Origin of the sequence: Lolliginicoccus lacisalsi (assembly GCF_014841105.1) — a bacterium.
GTDB lineage: Bacteria > Actinomycetota > Actinomycetes > Mycobacteriales > Mycobacteriaceae > Lolliginicoccus > Lolliginicoccus lacisalsi.
In genome coordinates, this window is record NZ_JACYWE010000006.1 from 205,353 (window position 1) to 222,184 (window position 16,832).

Sequence of the window (16,832 nt, forward strand, 5' to 3'; positions counted from 1 at the left end):
GATTTCCCTGCATCGAGCTTCTCATCCTGGCCTCCCATCGATTGCTGACGACTGGGAGCGAGCACTCGCCAAGGCGAGAACACGAGACGTGCCAATGCGCGCGTCCCAACAAGGCTGTGTGCTCAACCGGATACCAATATTACCTGGATCACAGGGCCTCGCGGGAGGGGTGTATGAATTGTCTTTATTGCCGGGATTCCGAGCCGTGGGAATATCCTGCACACCCCCTGGGTATCCTTCCGTAGCGAGGCAGCATCGAAGCTGCCGTGACCGGGGAGCAGGTGTGAGCATCACGAGAAGAACAAGCCTGACCGACACCATCGCGCTGAGCGTTCCCGCGCGCCCGGACTATCTGGCGCTGGGCAGGCTCGTGGCCGCGAGCGTCGCCGCGCGGGCTGATCTCGACCTGACCAGCGTGGAGGAAGTACGCCTCGCCGTCGACGAGGCTTGCACCCAGCTCATCGCGGTGGCGCTGCCGGGCAGCGAGATCCTCTGCGAGTTCCGGATCGAGCCCGGCGAGGTCCATGTCACCGCCAGCGTCGACCACGATGGCACCCGTCATCCCGACCAGGACTCCATCGGCTGGCACGTCCTGGCCAGCGTCAGTACTGGCCTCGCCTACCGGCTCGAGGGGGCGCGCGCCATGCTGGGCTTCCGGGCCTGCCGCGACAGCGCTTGACGATGAACCCTCTCGAGGTCGAGCAGGTGAACAAGCTGCTCGAGAAGCGCGCGGCCCTGCCTCACGGCGATCCGGCCGCTGAGGAACTGCGCGCGGAGATCGTCACCCGGTGCCTGGGTCTCGCCCGCAACATCGCCAGCCGGTTCCGGTATCGCGGCGAGGACCCCGACGACGTGCTGCAGGTGGCAAGCCTCGCGCTCATCGTGGCCGTGGATCGTTTCGATAGCTCCCGCGGCAGCGGCTTCATCGCGTTCGCCGTGCCCACCATCGTGGGAGAAATCCGGCATCACCTGAGGGACAAGCGGGACCTCGTGCGGGTCCCCCGGCACATCCACGAGCTGCGCGCGCGAATCGCTCAGGAGGTGCCCGCCCTGGCCCAGTCGCTAGGCCGGACACCGAGCCCGCAGGACCTCGCCACCGCGGTCGGCACGACCGTAGAGGACATCACCGAGGCGATGCATGCGGGAAGCATCTACCACGATGCCGAACTTGGCGACCTCGTGCACGACCACGATGCCGACCACCTCGCCATTGATCAGCGGATGGACCTGGCCGAGCTCGTGGCGATCCTGCCCGACCGTGAGAAAACTATCGTCCGCATGCGGTTCCTCGAGGAGCGCACCCAGTCCGAGATCGCCCACTGCCTGGGCATTTCCCAGGTCCACGTCTCCCGCTTGCTCGCCCGCGCGCTGGAATGCCTCCGGGAGCGAGCCAGGCCAGGAGTGTGATGTTTGCCATCTGGCGTCCCGGGGTACTACCCCTCTAGCTGGCCACAAAGCGGCAAGCAGTCAGGAGGACAGGAACATGATCGTACTCGGTATCATCCTGCTCGTCGTGGGATGGCTGACCGGCATCCAGATCGTGTGGACGCTGGGCATCGTGGCGCTGGTAATCGGTGTCATTCTCGCCATCCTCGGCATGATCGGGCGGCCCGTAGGCGGCCGCAAGACCTGGTATTAGCAGAGGGGAGTGAGAACCATGCGAGGACTCGGCGGCATCATCACTCTGCTAGTCGTGATCTGGCTGGTGGTCGGTGCCATCGCTGCGGGGCAGCGGGGCTACTTCAGTAGCACCAATCCGGATTGCGCCGGCATCAGCACGCTTGCCATCACTGTGGTCGCAGGTCCGCTGAACTACGCGGGCGTCAATCCGCAGGTCGACCAATGCGATATCCCGGAGCCAAGCTGATAGACCACAACTAAACCCGCCCGCCCCGGTTGATCGACGCCTCCCAGCCGAATCCATACCGGGGCTGGCTACGGGACGTGGGCCCGGAAGCAAAAGCTTCCGGGCCCACGTCGCATGTTGTCGCCAGCTATCAGATGCCGGGGATGTTGATGATCCCGGGCAGCAGGTCCTGGAAGAAGGCAGCCGCGCTGAGCAGGCCGTCGAAGATCGCTGCGTAGATCTCGGAGGGAGCAACGCCGAGCTGCTCCTCGCCGACGGTGGAAAGATCGAAGATGGAAGGGTTCATGCAGTGCCTCCAAGCACGAGTGGTCGTATCCGGCAGGAATGCTACGGGACGCGATGCCCGGCCCTCCCGCCAGTGATGGGTATCTCACAGTGACCAATCCGCGCTGCTGGCGTCCAGCAAACCAGGCAACGATCATCAGATCGTGATGTGCGCGCGAGCTACGCCACCGCGATCCGCTCGATGAGCTTGGCGCAGAACGCCTCCAGGTCACCAGGGCTACGGGAGGTGGTCAGGTTGCCGTCCGCCACGACCTCCTCGTCGATCCACACCGCCCCCGCGTTCCGCAGGTCGAGCGCCACCGACTTGTACGAGGTCATGGTCCGGCCCTTGGCCACGCCCGCGTCGATGAGGATCCACGGGGCATGGCAGATCGCCGCGACCGGCTTCTCCGCCTCGAAGAACGCGCGCACGAACTCGGCTGCTCCCTGGGCCAGGCGCATCGTGTCCGCGTTCACCGTGCCTCCCGGCAGCACGAGGGCATCGAACTGCTCCACGCTCGCTTGCCCGAGCGCCACGTCGACGTCGAACGAATCGGCATGGTCCCAGTCATTCTCCATGGCTGTGATCGACCCTTCCTGCGGCGAGACAAGCACGGGCGTGCCGCCCGCGTCCTTGACCGCCTCCCATGGCCGAGTCAGTTCCACCTGCTCGACGCCGTTGGTGCACAGGAACGCCACCCGGGTGCCGGAAATGTCGAACTTGCCCATGTCAGAACTCCTTTCGTCCGCTGATGCCGTGATCTCGACCGTACGCTCGGTGCTCCGTGCTGGCAGGTTCGGTCTCGCGGGCGCCGGCCTCGTGGTGGCCGGCCTCGTGGGCGGCCTCGTGGTGGCCGGCCTCGTGGTGGAAACTTTTCCCGCTCCAGCCGGGAAAAGTTTCCACTGGCGGTGGAGGCCCCGGCCGGATCGCCCAAGAAAACCCTTGCGGTTGACGCAGCGTCAACGCCTACTGTCGAGATGTTTCCAGGCACTACCCAGCAAGAGGCTAGGGAAACCAGCCTGGGATGACAGCCAAGGAGTCGCACATGGACTGGCCCATCCAGCAGGTCGCGCGGCTTAGCGGGATCACCACCCGCACGCTGCGCCACTACGACCAGATCGGCCTGCTTCCGCCGAGCCGCACCGCATCAAGCGGATTGCGCCACTACGACACCACCGCGCTGATGCGGCTCCAGCGGATCCTCATGCTCCGCCAGCTCGGGCTCGGCCTGCCCGCCATAGCCGATGTGCTCAACGGGCAGGACGACGACATCAGCGCGCTTCGCGACCATCTCGGGTGGCTCGAGGCCGAGCAGGAACGCATCGCGCGGCAGATCCAGGCCGTCAAGCACACCATCACCACCCACACGGAAGGAACAACCCCCATGGCACACGACATGCTCGACGGATTCGACCACACCCAGTACAAGGAAGAAGTGGAGCAACGCTGGGGCGCGAAGGCCTACGCCGACAGCGACCGCTGGTGGCGCGGACTCAGCGCCACGGACAAGGCCGGTTTCATGGCAGAGACCCGTGCCCTCGCCCAGGCGTGGAAGGACTCATTCGCTGCCGGAGACGATCCTGCCAGTGATGCGGCGCAGCAGCTCGCGGCCCGCCACGTCCGCTGGCTCACCGCCGCCTACCAGGGAAAGGCCCCCGGCAAGGAGCACCTCATCGGACTCGCCCGCATGTATGTCGACGACCCACGGTTCGCCGCCAACTACGAGGCGGCACCCGATGATGGTGGCGCTACCCACGTCCGCGATGCGCTTATCCACGGGGCGGAGGGCAACGGCTAGAGCTCGCCGACGTAGTGGGACTCGCGGGCGCGGATGCGCTCGACGTAGGGCCGGGTCTGGGTGGTGTACTCGCCGCCCTCGGGGAGGCCCTGGAAGCGCTGCACGGCACCGAACCCAGCGTTGTACGCGGCGAGCGCGAGATCGAGGGGGTCGCCGTCGAGCTGCCCGGCGGTGACTCCCTCGGTGGCGCGGCGATGGTTGTCGCACATGAACGCGGCCTGCGCGGTGATGGCGTCGGGGATGCTGTAGGGGTCGGCGAGGCCATCCTCGTCGGCGTCGATTCCCCAGATCTCCCACGTGGACGGGATGAACTGGGCGGGGCCCATGGCGCCGGCGGGGGAGAGGGCGTCGCTGCGGAAGCTGGACTCGGCCTCGATCTGCGCGGCGAGCAGTTGCGGGGTGATGGCCTCGCAGCTCTCGGCGGCGCGCAGGATCCACTCGCGGTACTCGTCGTTGAAGCCGTTGGTGACGGTGCGCGGGGTGTAGTTGGGGAACTCGCGGTCGCTGTCGAGGTAGGCGACGCATCCGGCCACGCCGAGCGCCCCCACGAACAGTGCCACGGGCCAGCTTTGTCTCATCGTCCTCGAGTGTGTCCGCAGCGGCGTGCTGGCGCCATAGGAAGTTACTGAGAATACTGCTCGAACAGGACACGATCTGGCATTGCCCATGCTGCCGATCACGACCAGAATGGGAAGTGTCACGGATCACAGGTCGAATGCGGGGAGAGACGCATGCACGCTGTCATTGGCGACCACCTCCACATCAAGAGCGCCACGGTAGGCCGGCCTGAGCAGGACTGCGAGGTCCTTGAGGTGCGCGGGCCGAGCGGCGAGCCACCGTACCGGGTGCGGTTCGACGACGGGCACGAGTCGTTGCTGTTCCCGGGCACGGATTGCCTCGTCGAGCACCGCGACTAGGGGAGTCCCCGGGCGCGATCTAGTCGTCCAGGAACCAGCCCTCGCGCATGCCGGGCGCGCGGCCGGGCTCGATGTAGAACTCCGTGCCGAAGACCGCGGCAAAGATCTCGGGCGGCATCGCCATGAAGCCTCCGATATCGGTGGCCTGGCTGGCGTGTGCCTGCATCGCGGCCCGGCGCTGGCCGAGGAACTCCGAGACATCTACTTGCCAGTGGATGTCGGCCTCGGGGGAGCCCAGGGGGTTGCCGTCGTCGGCGGGGGCATCGGGGTCGAAATCGGGAGTCTCCCCGGCCGCGACGAGCGCATCGCGCCACATGCGCAAGCGGTCGCGGTTGAAGGTGGATTCGAGCAAGCGCGGAGCCTGCGCTGCTAGCTTCGCGGCGCGATGGACCACCTGATGGACCTTGATGTGGTCGGGGTGGCCGTATCCGCCATGCCAGTCGTAGCCGGTGACGATGCTGGCGTGCTCCTCGTCGAGGATCCTGGCGAGCCGGGTGGCTGCTTCCTCGAGGTCGGCCTGGTGGAAGCAGCTGGGGTCTTTGTTCTGCTCCCAGCCGTTCATGCCGGAGTCGGAGTAGCCGAGCCATGCGATGCGGCTCGTACCGGTCGCGAGCGCGGATGCCTCGGCCTCGGTGCGGCGGCGGTCCACTAGTGACTCGCCCGGCGCGAGATCCTCGGGGACCTCCCCGTGCTCGCCATTGGTGCAGTAGACGACCACTACGCGGTGACCGTCCCGCGATGCCCGCGCCATGGAGCCGGAGGTCTGCGAGCTCTCATCATCAGGGTGAGCATGGACGAAAACGACAGTGGTCACCCCCGCCATCCTGCCGGACTGCTGCGTGCCTGTCCCGTCATGAGCCTCGGCATGCCGGTTCCGGCCATCGGGCCGTGCGCGCGGCCAAGCTGCTAGATCAGCCAGATGAAGTACCCCGTCACCGCGAGGAACAGCAGGTAGGTGATGGGGTGCACGTCCCGCCACCGGCCCTTGAGCACCATGACGATCGGGTAGAGGAACAGGCCGAACGCGATGCCGTTGGCGATGGAGTAGGTGAGCGGCATCGCGACGACCGTCATGAACGCGGGGATCGCGTACTCGAGCTTGCCCCACTCGATGTCGCCAAGAGCCTGCGCCATGAGCACGCCCACGATGATCAGGGCGGGCGCGGTCACCTCCGGGGTGATCACCGCGAGCAGGGGCGAGAAGAAGATCGCGAGCAGGAAATAGCCCGCCGTCACCACCGAGGCAAGGCCAGTGCGGGCGCCGGCGCTCACGCCGGATGAGGATTCGATGTAGGACGTGGTGGTGGAGGTCCCGAGCACGGCGCCGCCCATGGTGGCCACCGAGTCTGCCATGAGGGCCTTGTTGGCACGGGGCAGCTTGCCGTTCTCCAGGAACCCGGCCTGGTTCGCCACGGCGATGAGGGTGCCGGAGGTGTCGAAGAAGTCCACGAACAGCATGGTCAGGATGACGATGATCATCTCGGTGGTCCAGATCTGATCGAGCGAGCCGATGGCCTGCCCAAAGGTCGGACCGATGCTGGGAACGGAGCTGACGACCCCGTCGGGCGCTGCGGTGAGGCCCGTGACCACTCCCGCCGTAGCGGTGAGCAGCAGCCCGTAGAACACTCCGCCCTTGTAGCCGCGGATGAGGAAGGCGGCGGTGACGAGGACGCCGAAGATCGCGAGCAGCGTCCCCGGGCGGGAGATGTCGCCGAGCCCCACCAGGGTGGCCTCGCTGGCCACGACGATGCCGGCGTTCTTGAGGCCGATGAACGCGATGAACAGGCCGATGCCCGCGCCCGTGGCGAACTTCAGATGCAGCGGGATCGCATTGACCAGGACGCCGCGGATGCCGGTGACCGCGAGGATGAAGAACAGCACGCCCGAGACGAGGGTTCCCGCGAGCGCGGTCTGCCACGGGATGCCCATGACGAGCACCACGGTGAACGCGAAGAAGGCGTTGAGTCCCATGCCGGGGGCGAGCGCGATCGGATAGCGTGCCCACAATCCCATGACGAGCGAGTCGAGCGCCGCGGCGAGCGCGGTGGCGACGAAGACGGCGTTGACGTCCATGCCGGTGGTGCCGAGGATCTGCGGGTTGACGAACAGGATGTACGCCATCGCGAGGAACGTCGTGGTGCCGCCCACGAACTCGGCGCGCACGGTGGTGCCCTCGGCGGACAGTCCGAAGTACTCGTCGGTGGCCCGGTGGGCCCGCGCGGTCCGTGATCTGCCCACTGGCTCCTCCTAGGTCCCATCCCGATTTGCTGCGCTATCCATCGCAACAGGGATCTCCGATGAGTGTGGGGCTCATTGGTGACGTCGGCATTGCAGGCCCGCAACATTCGCGAACGCGTGCCGGACGTCACACCACTACATGCTGGTAGCGGCCCTGTGGAGGATGTGGGCGATGCCCTCGGTGATGCGCCCGGCGAACGCGACGTTCAGCGACTCGTCGGGCACGTGCGCGTTGCTGTCGGGACCGAGGGCTCCGGTGATCACGAACTGGGCGCCGGGGTGGGCCTCGTGCAGCAGTCCCATGAACGGGATGGAGCCGCCTACGCCGAGGGCGCGCCACGGGCTGCCGAAGACGGTATCGCTCACCTCATCGAGGGCGTCGGCGAGCCAGGGCGCCGCGGTGGGCGCGTTCCAGCCGTTGGCCGCCTCGGTGTCGCTGACGGTCACGTGTGCCCCGCGCGGCGGGTCGGCCGTCAAGGTCCGGGTGATCGTGTCCACGGCGGTATCCGCATCGACGGTCGGGGGGAGGCGGAAGCTCAGCCGCAGCGTCGTGGACGGTCGCAACACGTTCCCCGCATCGGCAGGCAGCGGCAGCCCATCCGCGCCGATTACTTCCAGCGACGGCCGCCATGTGTTGAGCAGGTGCAGCTCCACCTCGTCCTCGCTGTCGAGGGCCATGCCCTCCTGCAGCGGCAGCATCGCCTGCCACGCGCCCGGCAGGGTAGCGGCAGCCGCCTCGGTCTCGGCGATACGGTCGGCGGGGATGTTCGCGTGCAGCTCGGGCAGCAGGATCTTGCCCGTCGCGGGGTCCTCGATCCGGTCGAGCAGCGCCCGCGCGATGCGGAACGACGATGCCACCGGACCTCCGGCCATGCCCGAATGCACGCCCGAGCGCAAGGTGGAGACTGACAGCGTCACCGAGGCGAGTCCCCGCAGCGACGTCGTCAGCCACATGCGCTCGTAGTCGCCGGCACCGGAATCCAGGCACACCACCAGGGAGACCGTGCCCAGGATGCCGGCGAGATGGTCGAGGTACGCGGGAAGATCAGGGCTGCCGGATTCCTCGCTCGTCTCGAGCAGCAGCACGCACCGCGGATGCTCGCCGCCAGCGGCCTGCACCGCCTCGATCGCGGTGATCGCGGCGAAGCCGGCATAGCCATCATCGACCGATCCGCGGCCGAACAGCCGTCCCTCGCGCATCACCGGCTCCCACGGCCCCAGTCCCTCCGACCAGCCGTCGAGACCCGGCTGCTTGTCCAGGTGCCCATACAGCAACGTCGTTCCCAGAGCGGTCGAGCCGGATGTGGCGGGAACATCCACCACCAGCACGGGGGACAGGCCCGGCAGGCGCTCCACCACGATGCTCGCGCCGGGGATGTCACGAGAGGCGATCCAGGCGCGAGCATGCTCGATCGCCGCGTCCAGGTGGCCCGTCTCGTCCCACCGGGAATCGAATGCCGGGGAGAGCGCGGGGATCCGCACGAAGTCCATCAAGCTCGGAAGCGCATCGCGCCACCGCCACGACGTCTCGTCCCGAAGCACACCAGAATCCATGCCGCCAGCAACCATGCCCCCGATGCTAGCGCCGACCGGCGATCACCGAGGCGGGGGAGCGGCCGACCGCCAGGATTGGGTGGTTCTCGCTAGAATCCGCGATGCACGCAACACCTGGGGGAGAAGAGGCAGGAATGGCGCTCAGCGCATGGCGGCAACAGCTCGGGGACTTCGTGGAATCGCGCCGGGCTCGGGGCGTGATCACGGTGCTGATCCTGGTCAACGCCGTAATCCTGGGGCTCGAGACCTCGGATTCGGTGCGGGCGGCGGTGGGGCCGGTGCTCACGGCGCTGAACCAGGCGATCCTCGCGGTGTTCGTGGTCGAGATCGCGGCAAAGCTGGTGGCGTTCGGTCCGCGTTTCTTCCGCTCCGGCTGGAACGTGTTCGACTTCGTGATCGTGGCGATCGCGCTGGTGCCGACGTCCGGGCCGCTGGCGATCCTGCGCACGCTGCGTATCCTGCGCGTGCTGCGGTTGCTGTCCACGGTCAAGCGGCTGCGGATGATCATCGAATCACTCATCCAGGCCATGCCTGGCATCGGCTGGACCGCAGCGCTGCTCGGCATGATGTTCTACATCTTCGGCGTGATGGGCACCGAACTGTTCGGAGACCGCTTCCCCGACTGGTTCGGCAACCTTGGCCGCAGCATCTACAGCCTCTTCCAGGTAATGACGCTGGAGAGCTGGTCGATGGGCATCGCTAGGCCCGTCATGGAGGAGTACCCCTACGCGTGGGCGTTCTTCGTGCCGTTCATCCTCATCTCGAGCTTCATGGTCCTCAACCTGTTCATCGCGATCATCGTCAGCGCCACCCAGGAGGTGCACGAGGAGGAAGTGCGCGCCGAGCGGGCGGAGGAAGACCGGCAGGCCCACGATGAGCGCACGGAGATGCTGGAGCTGCTGCGCTCGGTGAACGCGCGCCTGGCGGAGCTGGAGCAGCGGCTGGGGCGGTGAGTGGCAGGGGCAGGCATGGGTCCGGCCCGGCATTGGTCAGTGCCGGGCCGGGGAGTAGGGGCAGGGATGGGCTATGGGGTGGTCCCGAAGCCGAAGAAGGCGCCAAGGTTGCCGCTGCCGCCGGTGGAGCCACCGGAGCCGCCTGCGCTACCGCCGCCGCCGAAGGAGAAGTTGCCGAACGTCGCGGTGGCTGAGCCCTCGGCGCTGCCGCCGCCACCGGTGGTGGTTCCGCTGCCTCCAGCGCTAGCTCCGCCGCCGAGGGAGAAGCTGCAGCAGGAGAAGGAAAGACCGCCGCCCCCTCCCGCGTCGCCGCCGAAGCTGAAGCCCCCGGCGAGGGCGCTGGCTGGCGCGAGGAGCAGCGCGGTGGCCGATGCTGCCGCGACGAGACTAGTGCGTGCGCGCGTGGAGAGTCGTGCCATGGGTGGTACCGCCTCGTGGATGGATCCCAAATGGTTCTCGAGTCGTTTCGCCGTGTTTTCCTATAGTGACACCCCCCCCGCTATCGGACTTGTGGGTTACGTCCAGGATAGCAAGTTTGGGTGCTCTTTTCCCGGGCTGGTTGAACAATTTATTAATAACACTGCCTTGGCAAATATGCTTCCTAACCTGCGGTTATGTGACACGCTGTGCCGAGACATGGGAACCAAGGGATGGCATTGAACGATGCGCGGGTGAACTGCGGGCAAGAAATCACAACATATAGTCGCGAATTGTTTCTCGAATACTCCCAGCCACATCCCGCGCGCTCTCAGGAGTGATACTCGCATGCCAGGTGCCATCCGGATACGTCACCACCAGCGGTCCGAGGTTGCACGGAGTCAGGCATCCGCTCGCCGACATCAGCACCGGCGCATCGAGCAGCTCGCGCACCAGCGCCCGCTGCACCTCGCCCGCCCCGTGCGCCGTGCAGCGCGGGCCCCGGCACACCATCACGTGAACCCGGTGCTCAGGGATCTCCGACCACTCCGGGCTCCGGAACGCCCGCGGGCTCGCCCGCGCCTCTCGGCCACCACTGGCGATCAGTTCCTGGACAGCCCCAGCTAGTCCTGCCGCGGCATCAAGGCCGTCGGTGATCCGCACCTCGAGCTCGTGGTCGCCCCGGGTCTCCCGCCAGTTCGCGACCGCCCGCGCCAGCCACGTCTCCAGGTATCGATCCCGCGGAACCGCCAGCGGCACCAGCACGACCGGCACGCACGATCGGGCAGCGAGATCGAGCTCGTCATGCACGGACGGCTCGCCCTGGTCCAGCATCGCCCAGCGCGCCCCCACCGTCTCGGCGAGCGACCGGACTGACCGCTCATCAACGCCCGAGGGAGTGGGCCGCGCGACCAGCACCACCTGGCTCTCCGGCTCGACGCTCATGAATACCTCCTGGGCCGGGGGATCACCATCGGCGTCCCGGAGAGGGGATCATCCACAATGATGCATTCCACCCCGAACACCCCCCGTACCAGCTCCGGGGTGACAACCTCGCTCGGCGGCCCGCTTGCCACCACCGCGCCCGCGCTCATCGCCACCAGTCGATCCGCGTAGCGCGACGCGAGATCCAGATCATGCAGCACGGCGACGATCGTGCGTCCCCGTGAGCCCCGTAGCCCGGCCAACAGGTCCAGGACCTCCAGCTGGTGCGCGAGATCCAGGAACGTGGTGGGCTCGTCCAGAAGCATCACGGGCGCGTCCTGCGCGAGTGCGAGCGCGATCCACGCGCGCTGCCGCTGCCCGCCGGAGAGCTCATCCACCCGATGCTCGGCCAGATCGGAGAGGCCGGCCGCGTCGAGCGCCCCGCGCACCGCACCCTCGTCCGCGACGGACCACTGCCGCAACCAGCTCTGGTGCGGGTGCCGACCACGGGCCACGAGCTCCGCCACCGTCACTCCCTCCGGCGCGAGCGGCTGCTGCGGCAGCATGCCGATCGCGCGAGCAAGCTCGCGGGCAGGCAGCTCGGCGAGCATGCGGCCATCGAGCAGGACTGATCCGGCGCGGGGCCGCAGCAACCGTGCCATGCCGCGCAGCAGGGTGGACTTGCCACACCCATTGGGACCCACGATCACCGTGAACGTGCCTGGCTCGACAGCGAGGGTCACGTCCTCGACGATGCGCCGATCGCCATAGCCGAGCGCGAGCCGTGTCGTTGCCAGAGCCATCAGGCACTTCCTTTCCGGGCAGCACGAGCAAGCAGGACAAGCAGGACCGGAGCCCCGAGGCATGCGGTGAGGATGCCCACGGGAAGCTCCACGGGAAACAGGTGCTTCGCCGCGAGATCAGCGCTGATCACCAGCACTGCCCCGATTCCTGCAGAGAGGAAGGGGCCACCCGTGCGGCCGCCGAGCAGTAGCCGAGAGATCTGCGGGGCCACCAGGGCCACGAACGCGATCGGTCCCGCAGCGGCCGTGGCGAGCGCGGCGAGCCCGCACGCGACCGCCACCAGCCCGATTCGCAGCGCCGCCGCTCGGCCCGCGAGGATCTGCGCGAGATCATCACCCAGCTCGAGAACGGGCAGATGCCGGGACAGCACCGCCAGCGCGGGCACGCCCACCAGCAACGCCACGGCGATCACCTGCACATGCGTCCAGCCGCGATTGGAGAGGCTGCCGGTCAGCCAGATCGCCGCCGAGTGCGCCGCATAGGATTCGGCCCGCGTGAGGATCAGCGCGATCAGCGACGAACCGAGCGCGCCCACGCCGATGCCGACAAGAATGATCCGATAGCCCGACGCGCCTTGCCTGTGGGCGATGCCGATCACCAGCACGCTCGCGATGGCGGCCCCCGCGAGCGCGCCCACCATGGTGACCACGGCGGAGCCGCCGATCAGCAGCAGCGAGACCAGCGCCCCCAGCGACGCGCCGGTGCTGATGCCCAGCACGTCGGGGCTGGCCAGCGGGTTCGCGGCGATGCGTTGCAGCACCTGCCCCGAGGCGCCAAGGGCGGCGCCGACGAGCACCGCGACGATTGCCCGGGGCAGGCGAGTGCCGACCACCACGTCATGCTCGATGAGCGTTCCGCCGCCGAGCAGGATCCGCCCGATGTCCTCGCTGGTGAAGCGCAGCTCGCCCAGGCCCAGAGACCAGGCGGCCAGCCCTAGCGCGAGAAGCAGCGCGAGAACCCCGATGGTGGTGCCGCGCCGGTCCACGAGCAGCGACGTACTGCCACGGCGCAGCACGGTCGCGCGGGCAGGAAGGATGCTCGCGGGAGGGGTGCTCGCGGGAGGGGTGCTCACAGCGCCGCCATTCGCCGACGGCCGACCAGGACCAGGAAGAACGGTGCCCCGAGCAGCCCCGTCACGATGCCCACCTGGAGCTCCTGCGGCGCCACGAGCAAGCGGCCGCCGGCATCGGCGGCGATCAGGACGATCGGCGCGAGCAGCATCGACAAGGCCGTCACCGCCCGGTAGCCGGTGCCCACCAGGGCGCGCGCGAGATGCGGGACGACCAGCCCGACGAACGCGATGGGCCCAGCGATGGCAGTGGCGGACCCTGCAAGCAGCACCACCGCGACCGCGCACAGTATTCGCGCGCGAGCGAGCCGGGTGCCGAGGCTGCGCGCCATGTCATCCCCGAGCGCCACCGCATCGAGAGTGCGTCCTGCCGTGAGCGCCAGCACCGCGCCGGCCAGGATGAAAGGCAGTATCGCCACTGCTGAATCAAGGTCTGCCCGGGTCAGCGAGCCCACCACCCAGAACCGGAAGTCCTGGAAGGCGCTTCGGTCGAGCAGGCTGATCGCGGAGGTAATGGACGCGGCGAGCGCGGACACCGCGGCACCGGTCAGCACCAGCGCGAAGGGCGTCGCCCCGCCACGTCCCATCGCTCCGAGCAGGTATACGAGCGTCGCGACGAGCGCGGCCCCGGCAAGCGCGAACCAGATGTAGCCAGTGACGCTGCTGATACCGAGCACCCCGATCGCGATGACCGCGCCGAGCGCGGCCCCGGCATTGATGCCCAGCACGCCCGGACCAGCCAGCGGATTGCGGGTGAGCCCCTGCATGATCGCCCCGGCCCCACCAAGGGCGAGCCCCGCGAGAAGCCCGGTGACGAGGCGGGGCAGCCGGATGTGCGCCACGATCCGATCGACCGTGGTGCCCTGGTAGTCGAGCAGTGCCCCCGCCACTTGCTGCGGAGAGAGCGGATGCGGGCCGACGAGCAGCGAGACGACCGACACCAGCACGAGCAGGCCTGCGGCGAGAGAGAGGACCATCGCGTGCCGCTGTGGCGCGACGGTGCGTGGTGCTGCCGGGCGCTGCCCCGTGATGGCGGCACCCTGGATCGCCATCACTCCTCCAGCAGGCCGGGATGCAGGATCGCCGCGACCTTCTCGGTGGCGCTCGCGGCCCGTACGCTCGCTGCCCGGTCCGCGAATAGGAACGGGTGCACCTGGTCCTCGCGCACGGCGGTCAGGGTTGCGAGGGCTGGGTTGTCGCGGAGGCGTGCCACGTCTGGCAGCGCGTCCTGCTCGGTGTAGGAAGCGTCGCAGCAGGTGCTGGTGAGGATGACGTCGGGATCGCGGGCAAGCAGTTCCTCCTCGCCGATCGTGATGTTGCGCTTGCTGGACAGGTCCGCGAAGACGTTGGTGCCACCGGCAGCCTCGATGATGCGGGTGACGAAGTCCGTTCCGCTCGCGATGCCGAGGGTGCCGTCGGCGCGGGGCGAGACCACAGCGACCGTGGGCCGGGCAGCGTCCTCCACCGATGCGGCGATGCTGGCGAGGCGGTCCTGCATGTCGGAGACGACGGCATCGGCCTGCTCGGGGGTTCCCCAGAGCGCGCCGAGGTCACGCAGGTCGGCGTAGATGCTGTCGAACGTGACAGTGGCCGGGTCGATCGCCTCGTCGGCCAGTCCGTCAGCACTGGGGCACAGCGGGCTGAGGATCCAAGTGCTGATGCCGAGCGGGGCGAGGCTCGCGCGCGTCCCGACGCTGCTGGAGGAGGATTCGGAGAACACCCCGTTGAACCCGGAGAGGATGAAGTCCGGCTGGGCGGCGAGCAGCTCATCACGGCTCGGGAGCGCTTCGGCATAGGGCACGGCTCCCTGCGCCGAGGAATGCTCGGGCAGCACCTCGGAATCGAGATAGGCGGTGCCGACGAGCCGGTCGCTCACGCCGAGCGCGTGCGCCACCTCGATGGCGGGCTGGTAGGCGGCATAGATGCGGTGCGGTGGCTCGGTGACGGTGACGTCGATGCCGCAGTTGGAGCGGGTGTACGTGGTTGATCCGGTGGCCTCGGTGTTCCCGGCGGCTCCGAGGGAGGGGGCGCAGCTGGCGATGAGCAGGGGGAGCGCCAGGAGCGCGAGAGTTTTCGCGCAGGCGTCATTACGAGTGGTCAAGGTGACCGCCTTCCAGGTCCTCGTGGAATCGGATATCGCTGGTCGTGGCCGGTCTCCTGGCTGATGGGCTTGTCACGCAGCACGATCTGCCTTCCCAGGGCGTGATGCCCCAGTGGCTCCCCGGCTGGATTGCTGGAGAACGATCGCGTGCTACCCGATCACAGTGGCGAGGGCCGCACCGGTCTTGCACCGGTTTCCCGTCCGCCACGCCGCCTCGACCCTAGCAGCGCATTCACGGTGGGGAGCCCACCCTCCGGCTTAATGGAAAGCATTGTCAATAAGTCTGTCGGGGGGGGCGCCGTAAGCTGCTCCCATGCCCGAGCACACCGCCACAGCCACCTTGCGCGACAGCACACTCACCCTCGCCCGCGACTACGCCGCCCAGGAGGACACTCTCTGGACCTTCCTCACCGAAGCGCCCCTCTTGATGCAGTGGTCGCCCGTCAACCCCGACCGCGACCTCACCAGCCCCGGTCCCGCCCAGACCCAGGAGACCCCCGAGGACGAGCCGATCGACACCACCGTCCACACCGTGCCGCCGCCCCGTGAGCTCGCTCATGCCTGGGGCGACGACACCCTCGAATGGAGCATCGCCCCTACCCTCGAAGGAGCCACCCTCACCCTCGCCCACCGCTTGAGCGACGCCAGCCCTGCCGAGGCCGCGCGCACCGCCACCGCCTGGCATCTATGCCTCGACGACCTTGCCGAAGCGCTCGGGATCGCGGCCCCGGCCTCGGACCCCAACGCACTGCTCGAGTTCTACGAGCGGCAGCTCGGCGGAGCGTAGAGCTCTCGAAACTGCACCGCGCAGGCCCCGTGCAGCAAACGCGATAGAAGCGCCGGAGATCCCAGGTCGATTTCTATCGCGTTTGGCGGTTTCCGGTGCTTCTGCCGTGGAGGGCCGCTGCCTGAAGCCGTGGAGGGCCGCTGCCTGAAGCCGCTGCTACTCCGCGCCGGCTGGGTGGCCGGTCTCGCTGCCGGTGTGGTGGCGCACGAACTCCCCGATGTCATCGATAGCTTGGGTCGCGGCGCGCAGCAAGCCACTGTGCAGGTGCACCACGTGCCAGAGCCCGTCGAGGACGGTGAGCGTCACATCGACGCCCGCGCCCTTCGCTCGCGCGGCTAGGCGCTGGGCGTCGTTGAGGAGGATCTCGTCGCTCCCCACGTGGATCAAGGTGGGTGGCAGTCCCGCGAGGTCCGCGTGCAGGGGATCGAGCTCGTCGGCAAGGGTTCCGTCGGCGATGTAGCGGCGCGCGCATTCTCGCAGCCACGGGGCGGTGAGCATCGGATCGCGGGTATCGTTGAGGTCCGAGAGGCTGAGGTCGACCCAGGGGGAGATGAGGACGAGCGCGGCGGGCATGGGCGCGCTGGAGGATCGCAGGCGCAGCGCGGTCGCCAGGACGAGGCCTCCGCCCGCGGAGTCACCGGCAAGGACGATGCGGCCAGGCGGGACGCCATCAGCGAGCAATGCCCCGTATGCCGCTACCGCGTCCTCCAAGGCCGCCGGGTAGGGATGCTCGGGGGCGAGTCGATAGTCCAGCGTCGTGACGGTTGCGCGGGCAGATCGCGCGAGGTAGGCCGCGATCGGCCGGTGGGTGCTCGGCGAGCCGAGGGTATAGCCGCCGCCATGCAGGTAGAGCACCATGGTTCGCGAGTCGGATGTGGTGTGGCTGGCTTGCTCGGCGCTGCGGTCGGCCAGGGTGATGTCCCGGCGCGTGATGCCGCCGGGCCGGGCCGATATCAAGGAGGCCGCGGCGATGAGCGGGCGCTGGAAGCGGAGCGGCATCCTGGCCGAGAGGACCGGCCGGACCCCGGTGCGTATAGCGAGCCGCATCACTGCTGGATCGACCTTCGGCATGCGTACCATTCCCTCACGATACGTCCGGATCATCATTGGCGTCGCAAGGTCCCGGCAATGTCGCCCC

General features: G+C 68.2%; 21 protein-coding genes and 1 riboswitch. Of the genes, 8 read left to right on the forward strand and 13 right to left on the reverse strand.

All coding sequences use genetic code 11. The features are described 5' to 3' along the window. Positions 1-283 precede the first annotated feature (283 nt). The 4 genes from HT102_RS11490 to HT102_RS11505 all read left to right on the forward strand — a co-directional run bounded on the left by HT102_RS11490 (position 284) and on the right by HT102_RS11505 (position 1,867). The gene (locus HT102_RS11490) at positions 284-679 is read left to right on the forward strand and encodes an ATP-binding protein (RefSeq protein WP_192039560.1); all 396 of its coding nucleotides are present in this window, start codon (positions 284-286) and stop codon (positions 677-679) included. Between the two features lie 2 nt (positions 680-681). Beyond that, complete coding sequence (locus tag HT102_RS11495) at positions 682-1,407, forward strand: sigma-70 family RNA polymerase sigma factor (RefSeq protein ID WP_192039561.1); 726 nt, start codon at positions 682-684, stop codon at positions 1,405-1,407. Between the two features lie 76 nt (positions 1,408-1,483). Next, positions 1,484-1,639: a hypothetical protein gene (locus HT102_RS11500; RefSeq protein WP_192039562.1), complete on the forward strand. Its 156-nt coding sequence runs from the start codon at positions 1,484-1,486 to the stop codon at positions 1,637-1,639. A gap of 18 nt (positions 1,640-1,657) precedes the next feature. Continuing rightward, the gene (locus HT102_RS11505) at positions 1,658-1,867 is read left to right on the forward strand and encodes a hypothetical protein (RefSeq protein ID WP_192039613.1); all 210 of its coding nucleotides are present in this window, start codon (positions 1,658-1,660) and stop codon (positions 1,865-1,867) included. Between the two features lie 130 nt (positions 1,868-1,997). Here HT102_RS11505 and HT102_RS11510 read toward each other — a convergent pair whose 3' ends face one another. After that, a complete protein-coding gene (locus HT102_RS11510) occupies positions 1,998-2,153 on the reverse strand; it encodes a hypothetical protein (protein WP_192039563.1) in 156 nt (51 codons plus the stop codon). A 158-nt stretch (positions 2,154-2,311) separates the two neighbouring features. Further along, positions 2,312-2,860 carry a type 1 glutamine amidotransferase domain-containing protein gene (locus tag HT102_RS11515; RefSeq protein WP_192039564.1) on the reverse strand — a complete coding sequence of 183 codons (549 nt, stop codon included), beginning with the start codon at positions 2,858-2,860 and terminating at the stop codon, positions 2,312-2,314. Positions 2,861-3,177: 317 nt separating this feature from the next. Between HT102_RS11515 and HT102_RS11520 the strand changes: the two genes are divergently transcribed. Further along, positions 3,178-3,930: a MerR family transcriptional regulator gene (locus tag HT102_RS11520; protein ID WP_192039565.1), complete on the forward strand. Its 753-nt coding sequence runs from the start codon at positions 3,178-3,180 to the stop codon at positions 3,928-3,930. Here the strand turns inward: HT102_RS11520 and HT102_RS11525 are convergent. Then, on the reverse strand, positions 3,927-4,508 hold the full coding sequence (locus HT102_RS11525) for a lytic transglycosylase domain-containing protein (RefSeq protein WP_192039566.1): 582 nt from the start codon (positions 4,506-4,508) through the stop codon (positions 3,927-3,929). The two genes, HT102_RS11520 and HT102_RS11525, sit on opposite strands and share 4 nt — an antisense overlap. 153 nt (positions 4,509-4,661) lie before the next feature. Between HT102_RS11525 and HT102_RS11530 the strand changes: the two genes are divergently transcribed. Continuing rightward, positions 4,662-4,847: a DUF1918 domain-containing protein gene (locus tag HT102_RS11530; RefSeq protein WP_192039567.1), complete on the forward strand. Its 186-nt coding sequence runs from the start codon at positions 4,662-4,664 to the stop codon at positions 4,845-4,847. A 19-nt stretch (positions 4,848-4,866) separates the two neighbouring features. On the opposite strand, the gene HT102_RS11535 is transcribed toward HT102_RS11530, so the two are convergent. From HT102_RS11535 to HT102_RS11545, 3 genes are all read right to left on the reverse strand, one after another. Further along, complete coding sequence (locus HT102_RS11535) at positions 4,867-5,661, reverse strand: PIG-L family deacetylase (protein ID WP_333473402.1); 795 nt, start codon at positions 5,659-5,661, stop codon at positions 4,867-4,869. A 92-nt stretch (positions 5,662-5,753) separates the two neighbouring features. After that, positions 5,754-7,085: an NCS2 family permease gene (locus HT102_RS11540; protein WP_192039569.1), complete on the reverse strand. Its 1,332-nt coding sequence runs from the start codon at positions 7,083-7,085 to the stop codon at positions 5,754-5,756. 135 nt (positions 7,086-7,220) lie between these two features. Continuing rightward, positions 7,221-8,654 (reverse strand): M20/M25/M40 family metallo-hydrolase, encoded by a 1,434-nt coding sequence (locus tag HT102_RS11545; protein ID WP_192039570.1) that lies wholly within the window; start codon positions 8,652-8,654, stop codon positions 7,221-7,223. Positions 8,655-8,740: 86 nt separating this feature from the next. Between HT102_RS11545 and HT102_RS11550 the strand changes: the two genes are divergently transcribed. Then, positions 8,741-9,592, forward strand: coding sequence for an ion transporter (locus HT102_RS11550; protein WP_225443554.1), 852 nt, complete (start codon positions 8,741-8,743; stop codon positions 9,590-9,592). 71 nt (positions 9,593-9,663) lie between these two features. Here HT102_RS11550 and HT102_RS11555 read toward each other — a convergent pair whose 3' ends face one another. From HT102_RS11555 to HT102_RS11580, 6 genes are all read right to left on the reverse strand, one after another. Continuing rightward, a complete protein-coding gene (locus HT102_RS11555; RefSeq protein WP_192039571.1) occupies positions 9,664-10,011 on the reverse strand; it encodes a hypothetical protein in 348 nt (115 codons plus the stop codon). A gap of 271 nt (positions 10,012-10,282) precedes the next feature. Beyond that, a complete protein-coding gene (locus HT102_RS11560; RefSeq protein ID WP_192039572.1) occupies positions 10,283-10,954 on the reverse strand; it encodes a (2Fe-2S) ferredoxin domain-containing protein in 672 nt (223 codons plus the stop codon). Then, positions 10,951-11,736, reverse strand: a complete 786-nt coding sequence (locus HT102_RS11565; protein WP_192039573.1) for an ABC transporter ATP-binding protein — start codon at positions 11,734-11,736, stop codon at positions 10,951-10,953. The genes HT102_RS11560 and HT102_RS11565 overlap by 4 nt, the downstream gene beginning before the upstream one ends. After that, on the reverse strand, positions 11,736-12,809 hold the full coding sequence (locus tag HT102_RS11570) for a FecCD family ABC transporter permease (protein WP_333473403.1): 1,074 nt from the start codon (positions 12,807-12,809) through the stop codon (positions 11,736-11,738). The genes HT102_RS11565 and HT102_RS11570 overlap by 1 nt, the downstream gene beginning before the upstream one ends. Beyond that, on the reverse strand, positions 12,806-13,858 hold the full coding sequence (locus HT102_RS11575; RefSeq protein ID WP_192039574.1) for a FecCD family ABC transporter permease: 1,053 nt from the start codon (positions 13,856-13,858) through the stop codon (positions 12,806-12,808). Before HT102_RS11575 ends, HT102_RS11570 begins: the two co-directional genes overlap by 4 nt. Continuing rightward, positions 13,858-14,907: an ABC transporter substrate-binding protein gene (locus tag HT102_RS11580; protein ID WP_225443555.1), complete on the reverse strand. Its 1,050-nt coding sequence runs from the start codon at positions 14,905-14,907 to the stop codon at positions 13,858-13,860. The genes HT102_RS11575 and HT102_RS11580 overlap by 1 nt, the downstream gene beginning before the upstream one ends. A 29-nt stretch (positions 14,908-14,936) precedes the next feature. Continuing rightward, positions 14,937-15,139: riboswitch (cobalamin riboswitch) on the reverse strand. Between the two features lie 81 nt (positions 15,140-15,220). Here HT102_RS11580 and HT102_RS11585 point away from each other — a divergent pair. Continuing rightward, positions 15,221-15,694, forward strand: coding sequence for an SRPBCC domain-containing protein (locus HT102_RS11585; RefSeq protein ID WP_192039575.1), 474 nt, complete (start codon positions 15,221-15,223; stop codon positions 15,692-15,694). Positions 15,695-15,850: 156 nt separating this feature from the next. Here the strand turns inward: HT102_RS11585 and HT102_RS11590 are convergent, their stop codons facing one another. Then, positions 15,851-16,774: an alpha/beta hydrolase gene (locus HT102_RS11590; RefSeq protein ID WP_225443556.1), complete on the reverse strand. Its 924-nt coding sequence runs from the start codon at positions 16,772-16,774 to the stop codon at positions 15,851-15,853. Positions 16,775-16,832: the final 58 nt, after the last annotated feature.